The sequence below is a fragment of the Novosphingobium sp. FG137 genome (assembly GCF_057809735.1).
Genome location: NZ_JBMDKN010000002.1, coordinates 236383 through 250157, shown reverse-complemented (window position 1 = coordinate 250157; position 13775 = coordinate 236383). Strand labels below are relative to the sequence as shown.

16 protein-coding genes are annotated in these 13775 nt (G+C 64.5%); 3 read left to right on the top strand and 13 right to left on the bottom strand.

Features of this window, described 5'->3' with window-relative positions:
• Window positions 1-15 precede the first annotated feature (15 nt).
• The 6 genes from ACODS2_RS06890 to ACODS2_RS06865 all read right to left on the bottom strand — a co-directional run bounded on the left by ACODS2_RS06890 (window position 16) and on the right by ACODS2_RS06865 (window position 6063).
• Window positions 16-897, bottom strand: coding sequence for an NAD(P)-dependent oxidoreductase (locus ACODS2_RS06890; RefSeq protein ID WP_488998154.1), 882 nt, complete (start codon window positions 895-897; stop codon window positions 16-18).
• Entirely contained in the window at window positions 894-1622 is a 729-nt protein-coding gene (locus tag ACODS2_RS06885; protein ID WP_298164612.1) for a TetR/AcrR family transcriptional regulator, read from the bottom strand. The genes ACODS2_RS06890 and ACODS2_RS06885 overlap by 4 nt, the downstream gene beginning before the upstream one ends.
• 75 nt (window positions 1623-1697) lie before the next feature.
• Window positions 1698-3977 (bottom strand): TonB-dependent receptor, encoded by a 2280-nt coding sequence (locus ACODS2_RS06880; RefSeq protein ID WP_488998153.1) that lies wholly within the window; start codon window positions 3975-3977, stop codon window positions 1698-1700.
• 535 nt (window positions 3978-4512) lie between these two features.
• Window positions 4513-4914 carry a hypothetical protein gene (locus tag ACODS2_RS06875; RefSeq protein ID WP_488998152.1) on the bottom strand — a complete coding sequence of 134 codons (402 nt, stop codon included), beginning with the start codon at window positions 4912-4914 and terminating at the stop codon, window positions 4513-4515.
• 169 nt (window positions 4915-5083) lie between these two features.
• Window positions 5084-5221, bottom strand: a complete 138-nt coding sequence (locus tag ACODS2_RS06870) for a hypothetical protein (protein WP_488998151.1) — start codon at window positions 5219-5221, stop codon at window positions 5084-5086.
• A gap of 83 nt (window positions 5222-5304) precedes the next feature.
• Window positions 5305-6063: an SDR family NAD(P)-dependent oxidoreductase gene (locus ACODS2_RS06865; protein WP_488998150.1), complete on the bottom strand. Its 759-nt coding sequence runs from the start codon at window positions 6061-6063 to the stop codon at window positions 5305-5307.
• 263 nt (window positions 6064-6326) lie between these two features.
• On the opposite strand from ACODS2_RS06865, the gene ACODS2_RS06860 reads away from it, so the two are divergent.
• The 3 genes from ACODS2_RS06860 (at window position 6327) to ACODS2_RS06850 (ending at window position 8281) form a co-directional block, all read left to right on the top strand.
• Complete coding sequence (locus ACODS2_RS06860) at window positions 6327-6917, top strand: TetR/AcrR family transcriptional regulator (protein ID WP_488998149.1); 591 nt, start codon at window positions 6327-6329, stop codon at window positions 6915-6917.
• A 75-nt stretch (window positions 6918-6992) separates the two neighbouring features.
• Window positions 6993-7586, top strand: a complete 594-nt coding sequence (locus ACODS2_RS06855) for a 2-hydroxychromene-2-carboxylate isomerase (RefSeq protein WP_488998148.1) — start codon at window positions 6993-6995, stop codon at window positions 7584-7586.
• Window positions 7583-8281: an SDR family NAD(P)-dependent oxidoreductase gene (locus tag ACODS2_RS06850; RefSeq protein ID WP_488998147.1), complete on the top strand. Its 699-nt coding sequence runs from the start codon at window positions 7583-7585 to the stop codon at window positions 8279-8281. Before ACODS2_RS06855 ends, ACODS2_RS06850 begins: the two co-directional genes overlap by 4 nt.
• A gap of 137 nt (window positions 8282-8418) precedes the next feature.
• Here ACODS2_RS06850 and ACODS2_RS06845 read toward each other — a convergent pair whose 3' ends face one another.
• The 7 genes from ACODS2_RS06845 to ACODS2_RS06815 are packed head-to-tail and all read right to left on the bottom strand — an operon-like array spanning window position 8419 to window position 13767.
• Entirely contained in the window at window positions 8419-8565 is a 147-nt protein-coding gene (locus tag ACODS2_RS06845) for a hypothetical protein (protein WP_488998146.1), read from the bottom strand.
• 49 nt (window positions 8566-8614) lie between these two features.
• Window positions 8615-8968 carry a hypothetical protein gene (locus ACODS2_RS06840; protein ID WP_488998145.1) on the bottom strand — a complete coding sequence of 118 codons (354 nt, stop codon included), beginning with the start codon at window positions 8966-8968 and terminating at the stop codon, window positions 8615-8617.
• On the bottom strand, window positions 8965-9306 hold the full coding sequence (locus ACODS2_RS06835) for a hypothetical protein (RefSeq protein ID WP_488998144.1): 342 nt from the start codon (window positions 9304-9306) through the stop codon (window positions 8965-8967). The genes ACODS2_RS06840 and ACODS2_RS06835 overlap by 4 nt, the downstream gene beginning before the upstream one ends.
• On the bottom strand, window positions 9303-9983 hold the full coding sequence (locus ACODS2_RS06830; protein ID WP_488998143.1) for an N-acetylmuramidase domain-containing protein: 681 nt from the start codon (window positions 9981-9983) through the stop codon (window positions 9303-9305). The genes ACODS2_RS06835 and ACODS2_RS06830 overlap by 4 nt, the downstream gene beginning before the upstream one ends.
• A gap of 3 nt (window positions 9984-9986) precedes the next feature.
• Window positions 9987-10235 (bottom strand): hypothetical protein, encoded by a 249-nt coding sequence (locus ACODS2_RS06825; protein ID WP_298164601.1) that lies wholly within the window; start codon window positions 10233-10235, stop codon window positions 9987-9989.
• A 3-nt stretch (window positions 10236-10238) separates the two neighbouring features.
• Complete coding sequence (locus tag ACODS2_RS06820; protein ID WP_488998142.1) at window positions 10239-11078, bottom strand: hypothetical protein; 840 nt, start codon at window positions 11076-11078, stop codon at window positions 10239-10241.
• Between the two features lie 25 nt (window positions 11079-11103).
• On the bottom strand, window positions 11104-13767 hold the full coding sequence (locus tag ACODS2_RS06815) for a hypothetical protein (RefSeq protein WP_488998141.1): 2664 nt from the start codon (window positions 13765-13767) through the stop codon (window positions 11104-11106).
• Window positions 13768-13775: the final 8 nt, after the last annotated feature.

The window sequence follows — 13775 nt, the reverse complement described above, 5'->3', positions numbered from 1 at the left end:
TAATGCAACCGGTTTTTACGCGGGCAGTTTTCCGGCACCCCGCGCGGCCAGTTCCAGATAGAGCGCGCTGTGATCGAGTTCGGCGTGCGGTCCTTGGCACATGGCCGCGTAGAGCGCCTCGGCAAGGCCGGCGAAGGGCAGGTCGAGCCCCATGCCGGCGGCAGCAGCGGTGATCGTGCGCATGTCCTTCAGCTGCACGGTCGCCTTTCCTCCGGGGGCAAAGCGGCGCTCCAGAATGCGCGCGCCGTGCTGGCGCCAGATCGTCGAATCAGCAAAGCCGCCCATCAGCGCCTGGTGGACCGCCGCGGCATCGCCGCCGCCCGCCTCGACTAGCAGCATGGCTTCCGAGACGGCGCCGATCGTCACGCCGACGATGAGCTGGTTGGCAAGCTTGGACAGTTGTCCGCTACCGGCGGGGCCGACATGGGTGACCCGGCCGAGAGCCTCCAGAACCGGCTGCACCCTCGCTACCGCTTCGGCGCTGCCGCCTGCCATGATCGAAAGCGTGGCCTCGATCGCCCCCTTCTCGCCGCCCGAGACCGGCGCATCGACGCAGGCAATGCCGCGCTCGGCAAGGCGCGCGGCCTGCGTGCGCGAAGTCGCGACCGGGATCGAACTCATCACCACGACCGCCGAGTCCGGCGCGAGCGCCTCGGCCACACCAGCCTCGAACAGCAGGGCATCGCAGGCCGGCCCATCGGTGAGCATGAGAATGGCGATCTCTGTGCCGCGCGCCGCCTCTGCCGCATCGGCAATCGCGACGAGGCCATCCTGCGCCAGCGCTGCCGCCTTTGCGAAGCTGCGGTTCCACACCGTCACCCGGTGTCCGGCCTGCGCCAGATTGCGCGCCATCGGGGCGCCCATGATGCCCGTGCCGAAGAGGGTGACGGCGGTCATGCCAGAGCGGTGGGTCCCGCGATCGCCGCCACCAGATCGGCGACTTCGGGATCGGGGGGATTGTGCGCATAGACCGCGCGGTAGATGAGGAGCGCATGGAAGCGGCACAGGAATTCGGGATCCGCGTCACCTTCTCCTGCCTCACCGGTATCGGTCTGGACCCGGGTGCGGTTGAACAGGCTCTGGTCCATCATCCCGCCGACGGTGCGCACGGCCAGCATCAGCAGGGCCGGATCGAGCGCGGGATTGTTGAACCGTGCCAGCGTGCCATCCCAGGCATGTTCGGCAATGATGCGGTTGCGGCGCTGCCACAACTCGCGCATCGCATCGTCGGTCTCGCCCATCTGGATGATGCATCGCAGGATGCCGACATTGCGCAGGAAGCCGCGCTCATACCACCTGACCAGCGTCAACGTGCTGCCAAACGCCGTCTCGCGCGGGGAGAACGAGGGCAGGGTCTGCGGCTCGAACGCGACGAAGCGGCGCGCCAACTCGATCAGGAACTCGTCCTTCGTCTTGAAGTAGATGTAGAACGTGCCCTTCGCGAGCCCGGCCTCGGCCGAAATCTCCTCGACGTTGAGATCGCGGTAGCCGACATTGTCCAGCAGCCGCGCCCCGGCGGCCAGCAGCTTGAGGCTGGTCTTCTCGCCACTGCGGACTTTGCGGATCTCGAGCGCCAGCGCTTCGAGATAGGTGGTAAACTTGATCGCGCCGATATCCGACAAGGCCCGGTCCTCTGGTTAGACGGCCTTCCCGATAGCGCGGCGCGACCGAGGCGTCGACACCGCGCATCAGGCCGATCAGTACCGGAAGCTCACCCGCGCGCCGATCACGCGCGGCGAGCCCTGGTAGTAGAGCACATTGCCAGTGAGCGGATCGCCGCCGCCGGGGTTGCTGGCGTTGGGCGCATAGAAGATCGACAGCGGCACGAAAGTGTTGGTCACGTTTTCCGCATAGACCTCGAAACGGGCAGACCCGATGGTTGCGCCAGCCCGCAGATCGAGCGTGGTATAGGCGGGGATCTGCTCCACCGGGGTCCCGATGCGCAGCAGGCCCGAAAGCGCGTTGCCGCGGTGGGTGACCGAGGCGCGCGCAAAGCCTTCGACCTTGTCCGTCACCGGGAAGTTGTAGTTGATCGATCCGCTCGCGGTGAAATTTGCGGTGCCGGGAATGCGCGCTTCCTTGATCAGCGCACCTGATGCGATGACATCCTTGAGCTTGCTGGAAATGATCGTGGTGTTGGCTGCGAGCACAAGGCCTTTGCTTACTTCGTAGCTGGCATCGAGATCGACGCCGTAGCTGCGCGCGGAGCCGGCGTTGCCGATCACTTCGCCCACGCCGCCGGTGCCTTCCTTGGTCACCACCTGCAGGTTCGACCAATCGTTGTAGAACACCGCCGCATTGAACCGGCCACCCGCGCCGAACTGGGTCTTCACACCCGCCTCGTAGGCGCTGAGCCGTTCGGACTTGAAGGTCTGGTCCGCCGGTGTGGCCCCGGCCACGAGCACGAAGAGATCGTTCTGCCCGCCCGAGCGGAAGCCCCGGCTGAACGAAATGTAGGCAGAAACGTCGCTGTTGGGCTGCCAGCGCAGGGATACGCGCGGGTTGAACACGTTGTCCTCGCCCTTCGAGCCGAATGTCTGCGCGAAGGGCAGGCCGCTGAACAGGCTGGTCGCGAGTGTCGAGGACTTGCGTTTGTCGTTGAAATAACGCGCGCCGGCAAGCAACTGGAACTTGGGCGTTATATCGAACGTGCCTTCGGCAAAGGCCGCGATCTGGCGCGAGTTGCTGGTGGTCTGAGCATCGAGATCACCCGAGCCGGGGAGCGTATAGCCGCACAGCCCGCCGCACAGGACATTGGCGATCCCTGCCGGGGTCAGCGGCTCCTGCGGGCCGCGGATGCGGAAGCCCACATCGCGGTTGCGGTAGAAGCCGCCGGCAGTGAGCTGGAACGGCCCCTTGAACGCCGAGACAAAGCGCAGTTCCTGATTGAATTCCTTGACCCGAAGTGTGTTGTCGGTGCGCGATCCCTGGAACACGAACTGGCCGCCGCTCAGCGGCACGCCGATCTGATTGGCGAGCGCAATGATGCCGAACTGGTCGGTGGTCTGGTCGATCCGGCGCTTGAAATAGTTGCTCGAGGACAGGAACGTGCCGAAATCAGCCTTCTGTTCGAGCACGAGGCTGTACATCTCGAAATCGTCGGTCATCCCGACTTTGCCGGACGAGAAATAGCCGGTGCCGTCGCGTCCGCCGCGATTGGGATAGCCGCGGTCGGCGCGGCTGAGGAGCACCGAGGCCGTGGCTTTGAAGCTATCGTTCGGCGTGATCGCCAGAGCGGCGCGCCCTCCCCACGAATCGGCACCATTGGCATCGGGGGTGGTGGTGGATTTCGTCCAGATCGTCTTCACATCGGGCGCAGCGGGGCCGAGAATGGGATTGGGCTGCGGCAGGAACTGTGCGGTGACGGTGGCGGCGGTGCGGTCGATCCAGCCTGCGTCCTGCTGCCAGAAGCCGACCACGCGCAGCGCGACCTTGTCCTTCACGATGGGCAGGTTGACCATGCCGTTCACGCTGCCATTGGTGCCGCCGCGCTTGACCGCGCCGACATTGCCCTCGATTGCGCCGGCCACTTTCCCGGCATCGGGCTTGTTCGTGACAACACGGATCGTGCCCGCGAGGGAGCCTTCGCCGAAGATCGTGCCTTGCGGCCCGCGCAGCACTTCGAGCCGCGCGGCATCGAATACCGCCGCCTGCGGGAAGAACCCGCCGACCGAGAAGGGTGCGTCATCGATATAGAGGCCGACAGCCGTACCGGTCGTGCCGTTGATATTGCTCGTGTTGAGTTCGGCAATGCCGCGAATGGCGATGGCACCGGTGCCGGTCTGCTCGGTGCGGAATTCAACGCCGGCCACATCCTGCAGCGCGCTGCCTATATCGGTGGCACCGGCAGCGCGAAGCTGCTCTTCGGTGAGCACGTTGATGGCGATGGGCACGTCCTGCACGCTTTGCGCGCGCTGGTTTGCCGTCACGATGATTTCGTTGTCCTGCGCCTGCTGCGCCGTAGCGGGTGCAGCCATGACCAAAGTCGCCAGAGCTGACGAGACCAACAGTGTGCTTCGTGCTTGAACCATTCCCGCCTCCAATCGTCGCGCCATCACCTTTTGGTGCCTGCGCCAGCCTGGGGGCAGGCACCGAACCGGCGGCTGTCCGTGATCGGATTTGCTTCCGTTCGGCACCGCCGCCAATTATGACCTTAAAGTCATGTTGAATTGCCGATAAACCGGCGTCAAGCCCAATGTTTGCTGCGATCAAAGATTTCTGAAGCTCATGGCATGACAATGAAGTGACCTTTAGGTCATATAAAGTGGCGCGGAACCGGATTGGGCGGAAAGGGCTCCAACTCAGCCTTATTGGCGGGGGACGCGCAGCCGTTCGATTCAGGCAATTGCGGCCATCGCGAGCTGTCAGCGACACGCCGGAAGCCAAAGAGCAAATGACGGGAAATCTTACCAGTTGGGGGATGACGCAAGAGCAGGCGCTGAACGCTGTTACCTTCCGCTTCGCGCCCACGCTTGGGTGGGTGGTCTAGGAGCAATGGGAAACCATGCACGATCACCTGGTCGGCATGCTGGATTTCGACACTGCGTTTTCTGCCGGGTTGCGGGCAATCGTCGGCGGACTGGTGGTGACGGGCCCTGTGGCTGCAGGCGGATGGGAAAGGTCCGCCCGGGCCAGCCCTTCCGCCAGTTGCGTCAGGGTCAGATGGAACGCGGCATCGCTATCGAGGTTGCCGATCATCATGGGGTGCACCGAGGCGTTGCTTTCGAACAGCGACCAGCCAGGCGTGACTGCCTGCATGCTGGAACAGGCAATTCTGGCAAGGTCGCGGCTCATGCCGCCTGTTTCAAGGTGGTCCAGAATGACATTAGCCACGTCCTGCTCGACAGTCTGCGAGGGCTGCATGAAAGAGACGAGTCTTGCTGAATCGCGATTGATGCGGTGGCTTTCGCGCAAGGCCGGTGACGTACATCGCCTTTGCCTTCTCGCAGAACCTTGAAACCGCGCTGATCCTTTCCGTGCCGGGCAACAGCTAGGGCTTGGTCGTCGGCAATGCGCTGGATCGGCCGAGCACGAGGCAGGATCGGCGCACGTTATCGGCCGGTTGGATGCAGTCTATGTGCTCTCAATGCTGGGGCGGGAGGCTGCGCGGCATTTCGAGATGATCGTATTCCAGCTTGCACTTGGTGCCGCCGAGCAGGCCGGGGAGGAGCTTGATCTCCGCACACTGCCCCTGCGCAATCGCCGGGAGGACCTTCAGCACGTGTTAGGCAATTGGGCTGGCGCAGTCGAAGATGAACTCGATGGCCGGTCTGCTCGCTGATGTTTTCCTCACCCCGTTCTGCTTTACCACTGCTCGCGCCACGGGCGCAGATCGAGCTCGTGCGTCCAGGCCGACCGCTGCTGGCGGTGCAGCATGACGTAGTTCCGGGCGATTTCGTCGGGCTTGAGGATAAGGTCTTCCTCCAGCAGCGGTGTCACGTCATCGAAGCGCGAGCGCGTGAAGACCCCGTCGATCGCCCCGTCGCAGATCACATGCGCGACATGAATGCCAAGCGGGCCCAGTTCGCGCGCCATGGACTGGGCCACGGCGCGCAGGCCGTTCTTGGCGGCGGCAAAGGCGGCCAGCCGCTCCCGACCGCGAATGCTGGCTGTTGCTCCCGTGAAAATGATCGTGCCCCGTTGGCGGGGGGCCATGACATTCGCCGCTTCCCGCCCGGCGAGAAAACCCGCCAGACAGGCCATTTCCCAGACCTTGGTAAAGACCCGCGTCGTGGTCTCACGAATGCCGAACTGGACGTTTGCGCCGATGTTGAACACGACCACGGCAATCGGCCCGATGTCCCGCTCGATGGTTGCGAACAGATTCGTGGTTTCCTCCTCGGATCGTGCATCGACGCCAAAGGCATGCGCCTCGCCGCCCGCGCTCCGGATGGTCTCGGCAAGCGCTTCGAGCTGGCTCAGATTGCGGGCCCGCCGGGTCATGCAGACCGCCATGCCTTCGCCTGCGAAAGCCCGAGCGATCGCCCCGCCGACACCGTCGCCTGCGCCAATTACGAGACACACGTCCTTGCGGGCTGGTTGAAGTTGCTCGGCTTGTTCCATCTGCCTCTCCTGCATCGGGCGGTTTCGCTTCAGCCAAATTCCGGCTTGGCTGGCCCACGCTTGACCATCTGTATGATAATAGTCATTCAGATGGTCAAGCGAGTTGCTCTCCTCCCCACCGTAGCGCGTAACTCGCGCTGGATTGGCGCTCAATCGGGCAGGAATGGCTGGCATTCTTTGCCGCCGCGCTGTACCGAGCGCTGGGTATTCAGCATGATGAAAATCATGGTGAGAAGGAAAGCCGATGCAGATGGAGGCCGCAATTGGGGCATTCTAGAGCCGAGAAGGCACAAAGCCGAAAGCGCATTCTGGCCGCTGCCGCCACGCGTATCCGCGAAGCCGGGCTCGAAGGCATCAGCGTGGGCGAACTGATGAAGTCAGTAAACCTCACGCATGGCGGGTTCTACGGGCATTTTGAATCGCGCGCCCATCTGATCGCGGCAGCGCTGGAGCAGGCGCTTGCTGACGGCGACCAGGCTGTTGCAGCCCACGTCGGCGAGCGCGGCGCCACGGTCAAATCCATCGTCAACAGCTACCTCAGCCCCGCGCACCGCGATCACCCCAGCAGCGGCTGCGCCATTCCCACGCTTGCCGGAGAGGTTGGGCGGGCCGATCCGGAAGTGCGCGCCATCATGGCGCAGCAACTTGCCAAGGGATTCCGACTCATGGGTGAAGCCTTGGGCGAGGCAGATCAGGATACGGAGCAGTTTGCTGCGTCCGCCTGGTCGATGATGATCGGCGCGATGATGATCTCGCGCATCATGGCTGGTGATCCGCTGGCCGATCGCGTGCTGGCGCATGCGCGCAAGTCCATTCTGGAGCTTGCGGATCTGCACGGTGGGCGCAAGTCCTGACTGCTGGATAACCGGCTTGATTTTGCATGATGCTCATCATACTCATTTGCCGGTCTGGCATCGAGGAGATGAGTCGTGGCGGCAGTGGCTTTCCATTTCGATTATCGCAGCCCCTATTCCTATCTGGCGATGACGCAGATCGGCGACCTTGATCTGACGCTGCACCCCTTTGATGTGATCGATGTGATGAAGCGCGTGGGCAACACGCCGACCACGATCACCTGCAAGGTCAAAGGCCAATACGCGAACGCCGACCTTGGCCGCTGGGCTGGCCGCTACGGCGTACCGCTGAACCCCAATCCCAAGATGCGCGAGATTGAAGGACGGCGGTTGCTGCGCGCGACGCTCGCCGTTCCCGATGGCCCCGAACGCCGCAAGGCCGCCGAAGCGCTGTTCAAGGCGATGTGGGGAGAGCCTGCACCGCTTGGCTCGCCCGAAGAGATCGCGGCTTTGCTCTCCCCGGCTGGCGTTGCGGGAAGCGCGGATCTGGCCGACCGGATGGATGGCGACGATCTGGAAGCCCTGCTCGATGCCGCGAACGCCGTCGCCGCTGAAAAAGGCGTGTTCGGGTCGCCCAGCTTTTTCGTCGGCGATACGATGTTCTTCGGCAATGACCGGCTCGAGTTCCTGCGCGAAGCGCTGGCAGAAGCCGGGGCGGTGGCGGCATGAAGCCCCTCGCGGTCATCACCGGGGTCGGCCCCGGCACAGGCAGTTCGCTGGTCCGGCGGTTCATTGCAGGCGGGTATCAAGTCGCCATGATCGCGCGCAACACGGCGCGGCTTGATGCGCTGGTCGCTGAATTGCCCGATGCCTTCGCGGTGCCGTGCGACGTCACCAACACAGCGGCCCTCCACGCAGCGCTCGAAGGCATCCGCGCGCGTGCAGGAGCGCCCGAGGTCGTCGTCCACAATGCGGTCGGCGGCGCGTTCGCCGATTTTCAGGAAGTGGCGCCGGAAACGCTGCAGGCCAATTTCGATGTCAACGTGATGGCGCTGTTGCATCTGGCGCGGTGGGCTGCGCCGCTGATGATCGAGCAAGGCAAAGGCGCGATCATCGTCACAGGCAACACCTCGGCGCAGCGCGGCCGCCCCAAGTTTGCCGGGTTTGCCCCCACCAAGGCCGCCCAGCGCATTCTGGCCGAATCCATCGCGCGCGATCTGGGGCCCAAGGGCATCCATGTCGCCTATCTGATCATCGATGCCGTGATCGACGTCCCCTGGGCCCGGAAGCTCTATTCCGCCGCCGAGGACGACTTCTTCATCAAGCCTTCCGCGATCGCCGACGAGGTCTTCCATCTGGCCCATCAGGACCGGTCCGCCTGGTCATTCCTTGCCGAAGTGAGGCCATACCGAGAGAACTGGTAGGAGAGGGCGGGCCAAAAATGGAGCGGGTGAAGGGAATCGAACCCTCGTATTCAGCTTGGGAAGCTGCCAGCTAAGTCTATTTTTCAATAACTTAGCTTGCAAGAACTGGCAGCAATCTACACCCGATATCGTTAAAGTCAGAATAGGCGGCGGCGCGCGGCTTTCACCGCCGCCGCATCGCGCGCCTCGCACCGCTCCACAATTCCGATCGCTGCAAGGGTTCTCTCGTTGGCCTTGTCGAGCTGGCCCGTCTGCTGGTCGGCAAAGCTCACCCAGTCGGCCACGCTGGATCCTTCGGGCAGCGGCGCGCCGGGCACCGGCACGCGCCAGGTGTCAGGGAGCAGGCTTGCGCAGGCAGCGGGGATCGCTGCGATAGGCGGCGCGCAGGCAGAGAGCGTTGCGGCCAGCGCTATCAACGGCAGCAGGCACCGCCATGGCAGCGCCTTCAGCCTTGCGGATTTCGGCATCGTTCGTCCTTCCCGTTGCATCGATGGCGGCCTCGCTCGCGCCCACTGCGCCCACGGTGCCGACCGCATCCTGTCCGCTCGCCACGGCCGCGCCCGCCGTGTTCCGGCTAAGCGCGGCTTCCATTCCCGCCGTGCGCGCGCGCTGGCAGGTGGCCAGCAGCAGAACCGCCAGGGCCAGCGCCACCGCGCCGGCAATCAGCGTCCAGCGCAGCCCGCTCATGGCGCTGCCTGCCCCGCCGGCGGATTGTCGTCGTCGCCGTTCTCGCCGCCCGAAAAGTCCACCCGCTTGTCGCCCCATTGCGCTTGCAGGCTGCGACGGTTGATCGCCATGCCCAGGCTGAACAGCACCACCACCACACCGCCGATTGCGATCCACAACACCCAGCGCAGCGTTGCGGCGCGGCCTTCCTCGCTCGCCACGGTCCATCCGCGCTCCGGCAGCAGCGCCGCCATGCCCCACCACACCAGCGCCGTCAGGAATGCAGCGCCCGCCACAGAGAAGAGCAGCGCCAGCACCTTACGCCAGTCGCGGGGAGGCCAGTCCTTGAAAAGCGTCATGCACGCATCTCCGCCGCAAGCTTGGCGTGATAATCGTTCCGCGCATAACCCGCGCCGTTGTAGGCGGCGGCAAAACGGCGGCAGGAGTCGGGGTTGCTAGTGATGGCTCGCGCCTCGTCCTCCAGCCTGAAATGCCGGATATAGCGCACCAGCATGTCGAGGTGCGCGGCCTCGCCCGTCACGCAGGCATGGGCCATGGCAAAGGGGCTGGCATAGCCCAGCTCGTCCCACCATTCCCCCATGATCTGGAACGCGCCCCAGCTTGCCGCCATGAACGCCGCATCCACCGCCCCCGTGGCGATGGCATCGGAAAGCCGGTCCCAGGCATCGAGCACGCCGTTGCCGTCCGCATCGCGCGAATAACCACCCGCGCTTGGCTGGCTGAACGCAGCCGGACTCCAGTATCCGGCGGTAAAGCGGTGAAACTTGTGTCGCTCGTAAAGCATCTTCGGCCGCCCCGCCGCATCAAAGCCGCGCCCGGATGATTCCACCGTCCAGATGGCCTTGATCTGGAGGATTGAGCAGCCGATCTGCCCCGCCGCCCAGGAAAGCTCCGTTGGCCGGATCAGGTCCGCCGCCGGGTTGCGGAACCAGTCCAGCAACAGGGCCTTCGATTTCGGCCCCCATATCCCGTCCGGGTTCGCGCCGATCGCGCGCTGGAGCGCCTTGATATCCATGCCTCACCTCACCTGCTTGATATGAACGGGCACCTCGATCTGCGTGCCCTTGGTCGCGGCCCACCAGATGACCACGCCGATCAGCAGCGGGAACACCAGCGCCTTGATCGTGCTCCACACACCGCGCCCGGTTGCCATCAGCACCTGCTTGGTCGCTTCGGTCAGCAGCGCGGCGGCAATCGCCTTGGCGTCCTCATCGGTGATCGTCCGCACATGCTCGCCAGATGCGGGGGCGTCGGCGTTGTCATCCATGGCTCAGTTCCCCGTCCATCCGGTGGCATTCACGAAGACGCCGCCGGTCACCGATGAAATCAGCGCGACGTTGACGGCCGTGTTCGCAGTTCCGCGCAGCGGCGGGTCGAAGATCAGCTCGCTCCCGCCTTCGATGGCAGCCGTCTGCAACTTGCCGCGATAGATGACTGTCGCGCCGTCCTTGACGACAATTTCGGTCGCAGCACTTAGCGTGTCATGCGAGATGGTCAGCGATTTGACGTAGTTTCGCACGCTCGCGCCGCGCGCTGCCGCGATGGCAACGTCTGCGGTGCTGGATACGATGCCGCCAGCAGCCGATGCATAGCTCCAGTATGTCGAGGAAAGCCCCGGCTGCACGACAAGCCCGTTCGTATCCCCGCGCACGCGATCGAGCGTGGTGCCGTTGAAGGCATAGGGAAAGGCCTGCGTGGCAAGGCCGGTGTTGGAAGTGGCGAAGCCGTCCGAGCTGGGCGCGGCGGCCGTCACGCCGGTCGCACCGTTGAAGCCGAACAGCGCCACGCCCAGGCTGCCGCGCGTATCAACTTGAAGATCCCCGCGCTGGCCCGTCGTATAGGTCGGCCGGGTCGCGTTGTAGATCGCGCCCACCTTCACCGGGTTGCCGCTGTCCGTGGCCCCTGCCGCCACGTTGCCCGTCGCCGCCACCGGCACAGGGTTTGCCGTCGTCACAGGCTGACAGTTGATCCCGCTGGCGTCGCATTGCAGGTTCACCGCCGCATCGGCAAACGTGCCCGCCACGTTGGTGGGATAGGCGATGCCTGCCAGCGCTGCCTCCGGCAACAGCAGCGCCGCCAGCGCGATCATCATCAAAATCCGTAGACGCATGAAGTCTTCTCCTGTTCGGCCCGCGTCAGCAGGTGCCCTTGATCACGAGGAACCAGTCCACCCCGTTGAACATCGCGATGCCCGCTTCGCCGGTTGCCAGCGTGAGGATCGTTGCTCCGGCCGTGTCGTTGATGAAGGAAAGCGCGAAAGCGCCACCCGCCGGCCGCGTGAAATAGAAACTGTCACCGGACGTCGCGCCCTTCTTCTTGAGCGTGATGGTGCGCGCGGCCGTCAGCGGCGTGTTGAACGTCTGCTGATATTCGTCGACGCCTACCTGGAGCGTGACGTTCGCATCGCCCTTGGTCGCCGTCCCGCGAAACTCGGCCGGAATGGCAAGGCTCTTCACCGTCACCGCCCCGCCCGTGGAAAGATCGGCAAACGGCCGCACGCTGCGCGCCGCGTCGTTCGGCGAATTGATCCACAGGCCCGCATGCTGGAATGTCACCGCGCCCACCGCGATCGTGGTGTAGGCAAAGGCCTTGTTCAGCGAGGTCAGCAGCGGCGGCCGCTCGATCCCCACATTGATGGCCGTCACGTTCGCGCCGTCGATCAGGTTCAGCCCACCCGAATTGGCGATGCGGAGCAGGCCGCCGCGAAACACATAGCCGCCCGCGATGGTGAGTGATCCGGGTGAGACGATCTCGCAGTTCTCCAGCTCGAACATGCATGTGCTGTCGCCCGCCATGGCCGAAGCCGTCGTGGTTCGGTCCATTTTGCAATCAACGAATCGCGCAGCCCATCCCCCGCCCGTCGTCGTGAAGTTGTGGATGCTGGAATTGCGGCAGATGAAGGCATGCGTGCCCGTCCCGGTCTTGGAGAAGAACGCCACCGAGGTCATGGAATTGAGGCCGGCATACGCACCGGGGAAGTTGCACTGGTGCGTGAAGTTCTTCACTTCGGTCAGGCTCGCGCGGCTGACCACGGCATTGCCGACATAGATGATGCCCTGCCGGATATCGGTCGTGAAACCGTCCACCGTCACATCGTTGCCGCGCACCTGCATGGCCCAGTTCAGGCCGTTGACCGTCTGCCCGGGGCTGACCGAATGCGTGCCCCACGCCACGATGTCGATGAACAGGGTGACCTTGCTGTTCGGATGCGTATCCCAGCTCGCCGCCGTGCAGCGCACCGCCACGCCGGTAACGGTGTTGCGGCGGCAAACCCCCTGCCGCATCCGCGCGGCGGCCGCCACGCCGCCGATGATGCCATCGGTATAGGCATGCCGGCATTCTTCGGCATAGATCTTGTAGTAGCCGTCCACCGTCGCGCCGAACGGCGAGCAGCCATAGCCGTAGCAGTTGCTGCCTTCATCGTCGCGCAGATCGCGGGCGAAGATTTCGAACACCGGGTTGTAGCAGGAAACGGGCATGAAGCCCCGGCTCGAATTGCCTTCCACCCGCACCTTGCCGCGCGCGCAGATATAGCCCTCGATGCGCACCGCCTCGCGCACCTGCGTCTTTTCGCCCTTCACCTTCAGGTCCAGCACGCATTCGTTCTGGTCTACCTTGTAGATCGTGCCGGTGGCGGCATAGAGCGCCGCCTCGTCGATGGTCCGGTCAAACCACAGCGTGTTGCCGCCGGTCTTGTCGATCACCTGCGCCCAGTCCGCCAGCGAAGTCGAATTGGCATTGTAGGTGAAGGTATTGGGCACGCTATCGCCCAGGAACACACGGTCACCCACGTTGAGCGCAGCATAGCTCGCCGCATCCACCGGCAAGGTGCTGACAATCGCGCCGCTTCCCACCGGCGATTGCGCGGGCACGAATGCCCCGGTCCAGCTCCCCACGGCGGCATAGGTATTTTCGGCGCGGAAGCCGGTTGTCCCGCCGGTGAACTCGATGAAGCAATCTTCTTCGCAGACCACAACGCAGTAGCCGCTCACCGTGGTAAAGCTGGCGGCCTGAATGGTTCGGTCGATGATGAATGGCCGGTGCCAGAAATTCATCAGGTACATGCCCTGCGCCAGCAGCACGCTTTCATCGGTGCCGGGTGCGGCGGCAGGCAGGCCGTTCACCCCGGAAAGCCCCGAAAGCCGGAAGGCATTGGGATCGCCCAGCACCTCATGCAGCGTCTTGTTGCCCACCGCGATCAGCAGGTCGCCGATCGTGCTGGCAAGGTCGCCGCGCAGCGCACTATCGTTCCCGGTGCCGCTCGCCGGAACCAGCTCGCCGGCCGCTCCCCCGGCATAAAACTTGCCCGCAAACAGGCTGCGATCAAACCGCCGCAGCCTGCCCCCGCGATATTGCAGGATATCGCCGTCCAGCAGACCCGCAGTGTCCAGCGCCAGCCCCGCCTGGCCCGGCAAGCCCAGAATGGCGCGCATTGCGGTATCCGCCGCCAGCGCATCCTGCTCCTGCTCGATCAGCGCACGCCGATCCAGCTCGTCCTCGATCTTCTTCGCCGGCAGCGGCTGCGTCGGCGAAAGCTGCGCCAGCTGGACCCGGCTCGTCTGGCGCGTCACGGTCAACTGCACGCCCGCCGTGTAGGCGCGCAGCGTGCGGATCGATCCCGCCCCGGTGCGCAGGTTGCCGGTAATCTCGTAATCGGTGCCCAGCACCTGCACCGCGCCATCCGGGTCGGTCACCACCAGCTCGCTGGCCTGCATGGCAATCAGGCCCGCCAGCGATTCCGCCAGCATGGCCGCGCCCGGAACGTAGCTATGGGAGAGGACCGCCGAAGATACCGTCATGAGAAGCG

Coding starts and splice junctions, on each gene's coding strand:
- ACODS2_RS06890 (WP_488998154.1), bottom strand. CDS start 897: ATGACCGCCGTCACCCTCTTCGGCACGGGCATCATGGGCGCCCCGATG.
- ACODS2_RS06880 (WP_488998153.1), bottom strand. CDS start 3,977: ATGGCTGCACCCGCTACGGCGCAGCAGGCGCAGGACAACGAAATCATC.
- ACODS2_RS06865 (WP_488998150.1), bottom strand. CDS start 6,063: ATGGAACAAGCCGAGCAACTTCAACCAGCCCGCAAGGACGTGTGTCTC.
- ACODS2_RS06850 (WP_488998147.1), top strand. CDS start 7,583: ATGAAGCCCCTCGCGGTCATCACCGGGGTCGGCCCCGGCACAGGCAGT.
- ACODS2_RS06840 (WP_488998145.1), bottom strand. CDS start 8,968: ATGAGCGGGCTGCGCTGGACGCTGATTGCCGGCGCGGTGGCGCTGGCC.
- ACODS2_RS06835 (WP_488998144.1), bottom strand. CDS start 9,306: ATGACGCTTTTCAAGGACTGGCCTCCCCGCGACTGGCGTAAGGTGCTG.
- ACODS2_RS06830 (WP_488998143.1), bottom strand. CDS start 9,983: ATGGATATCAAGGCGCTCCAGCGCGCGATCGGCGCGAACCCGGACGGG.
- ACODS2_RS06825 (WP_298164601.1), bottom strand. CDS start 10,235: ATGGATGACAACGCCGACGCCCCCGCATCTGGCGAGCATGTGCGGACG.
- ACODS2_RS06820 (WP_488998142.1), bottom strand. CDS start 11,078: ATGCGTCTACGGATTTTGATGATGATCGCGCTGGCGGCGCTGCTGTTG.
- ACODS2_RS06815 (WP_488998141.1), bottom strand. CDS start 13,767: ATGACGGTATCTTCGGCGGTCCTCTCCCATAGCTACGTTCCGGGCGCG.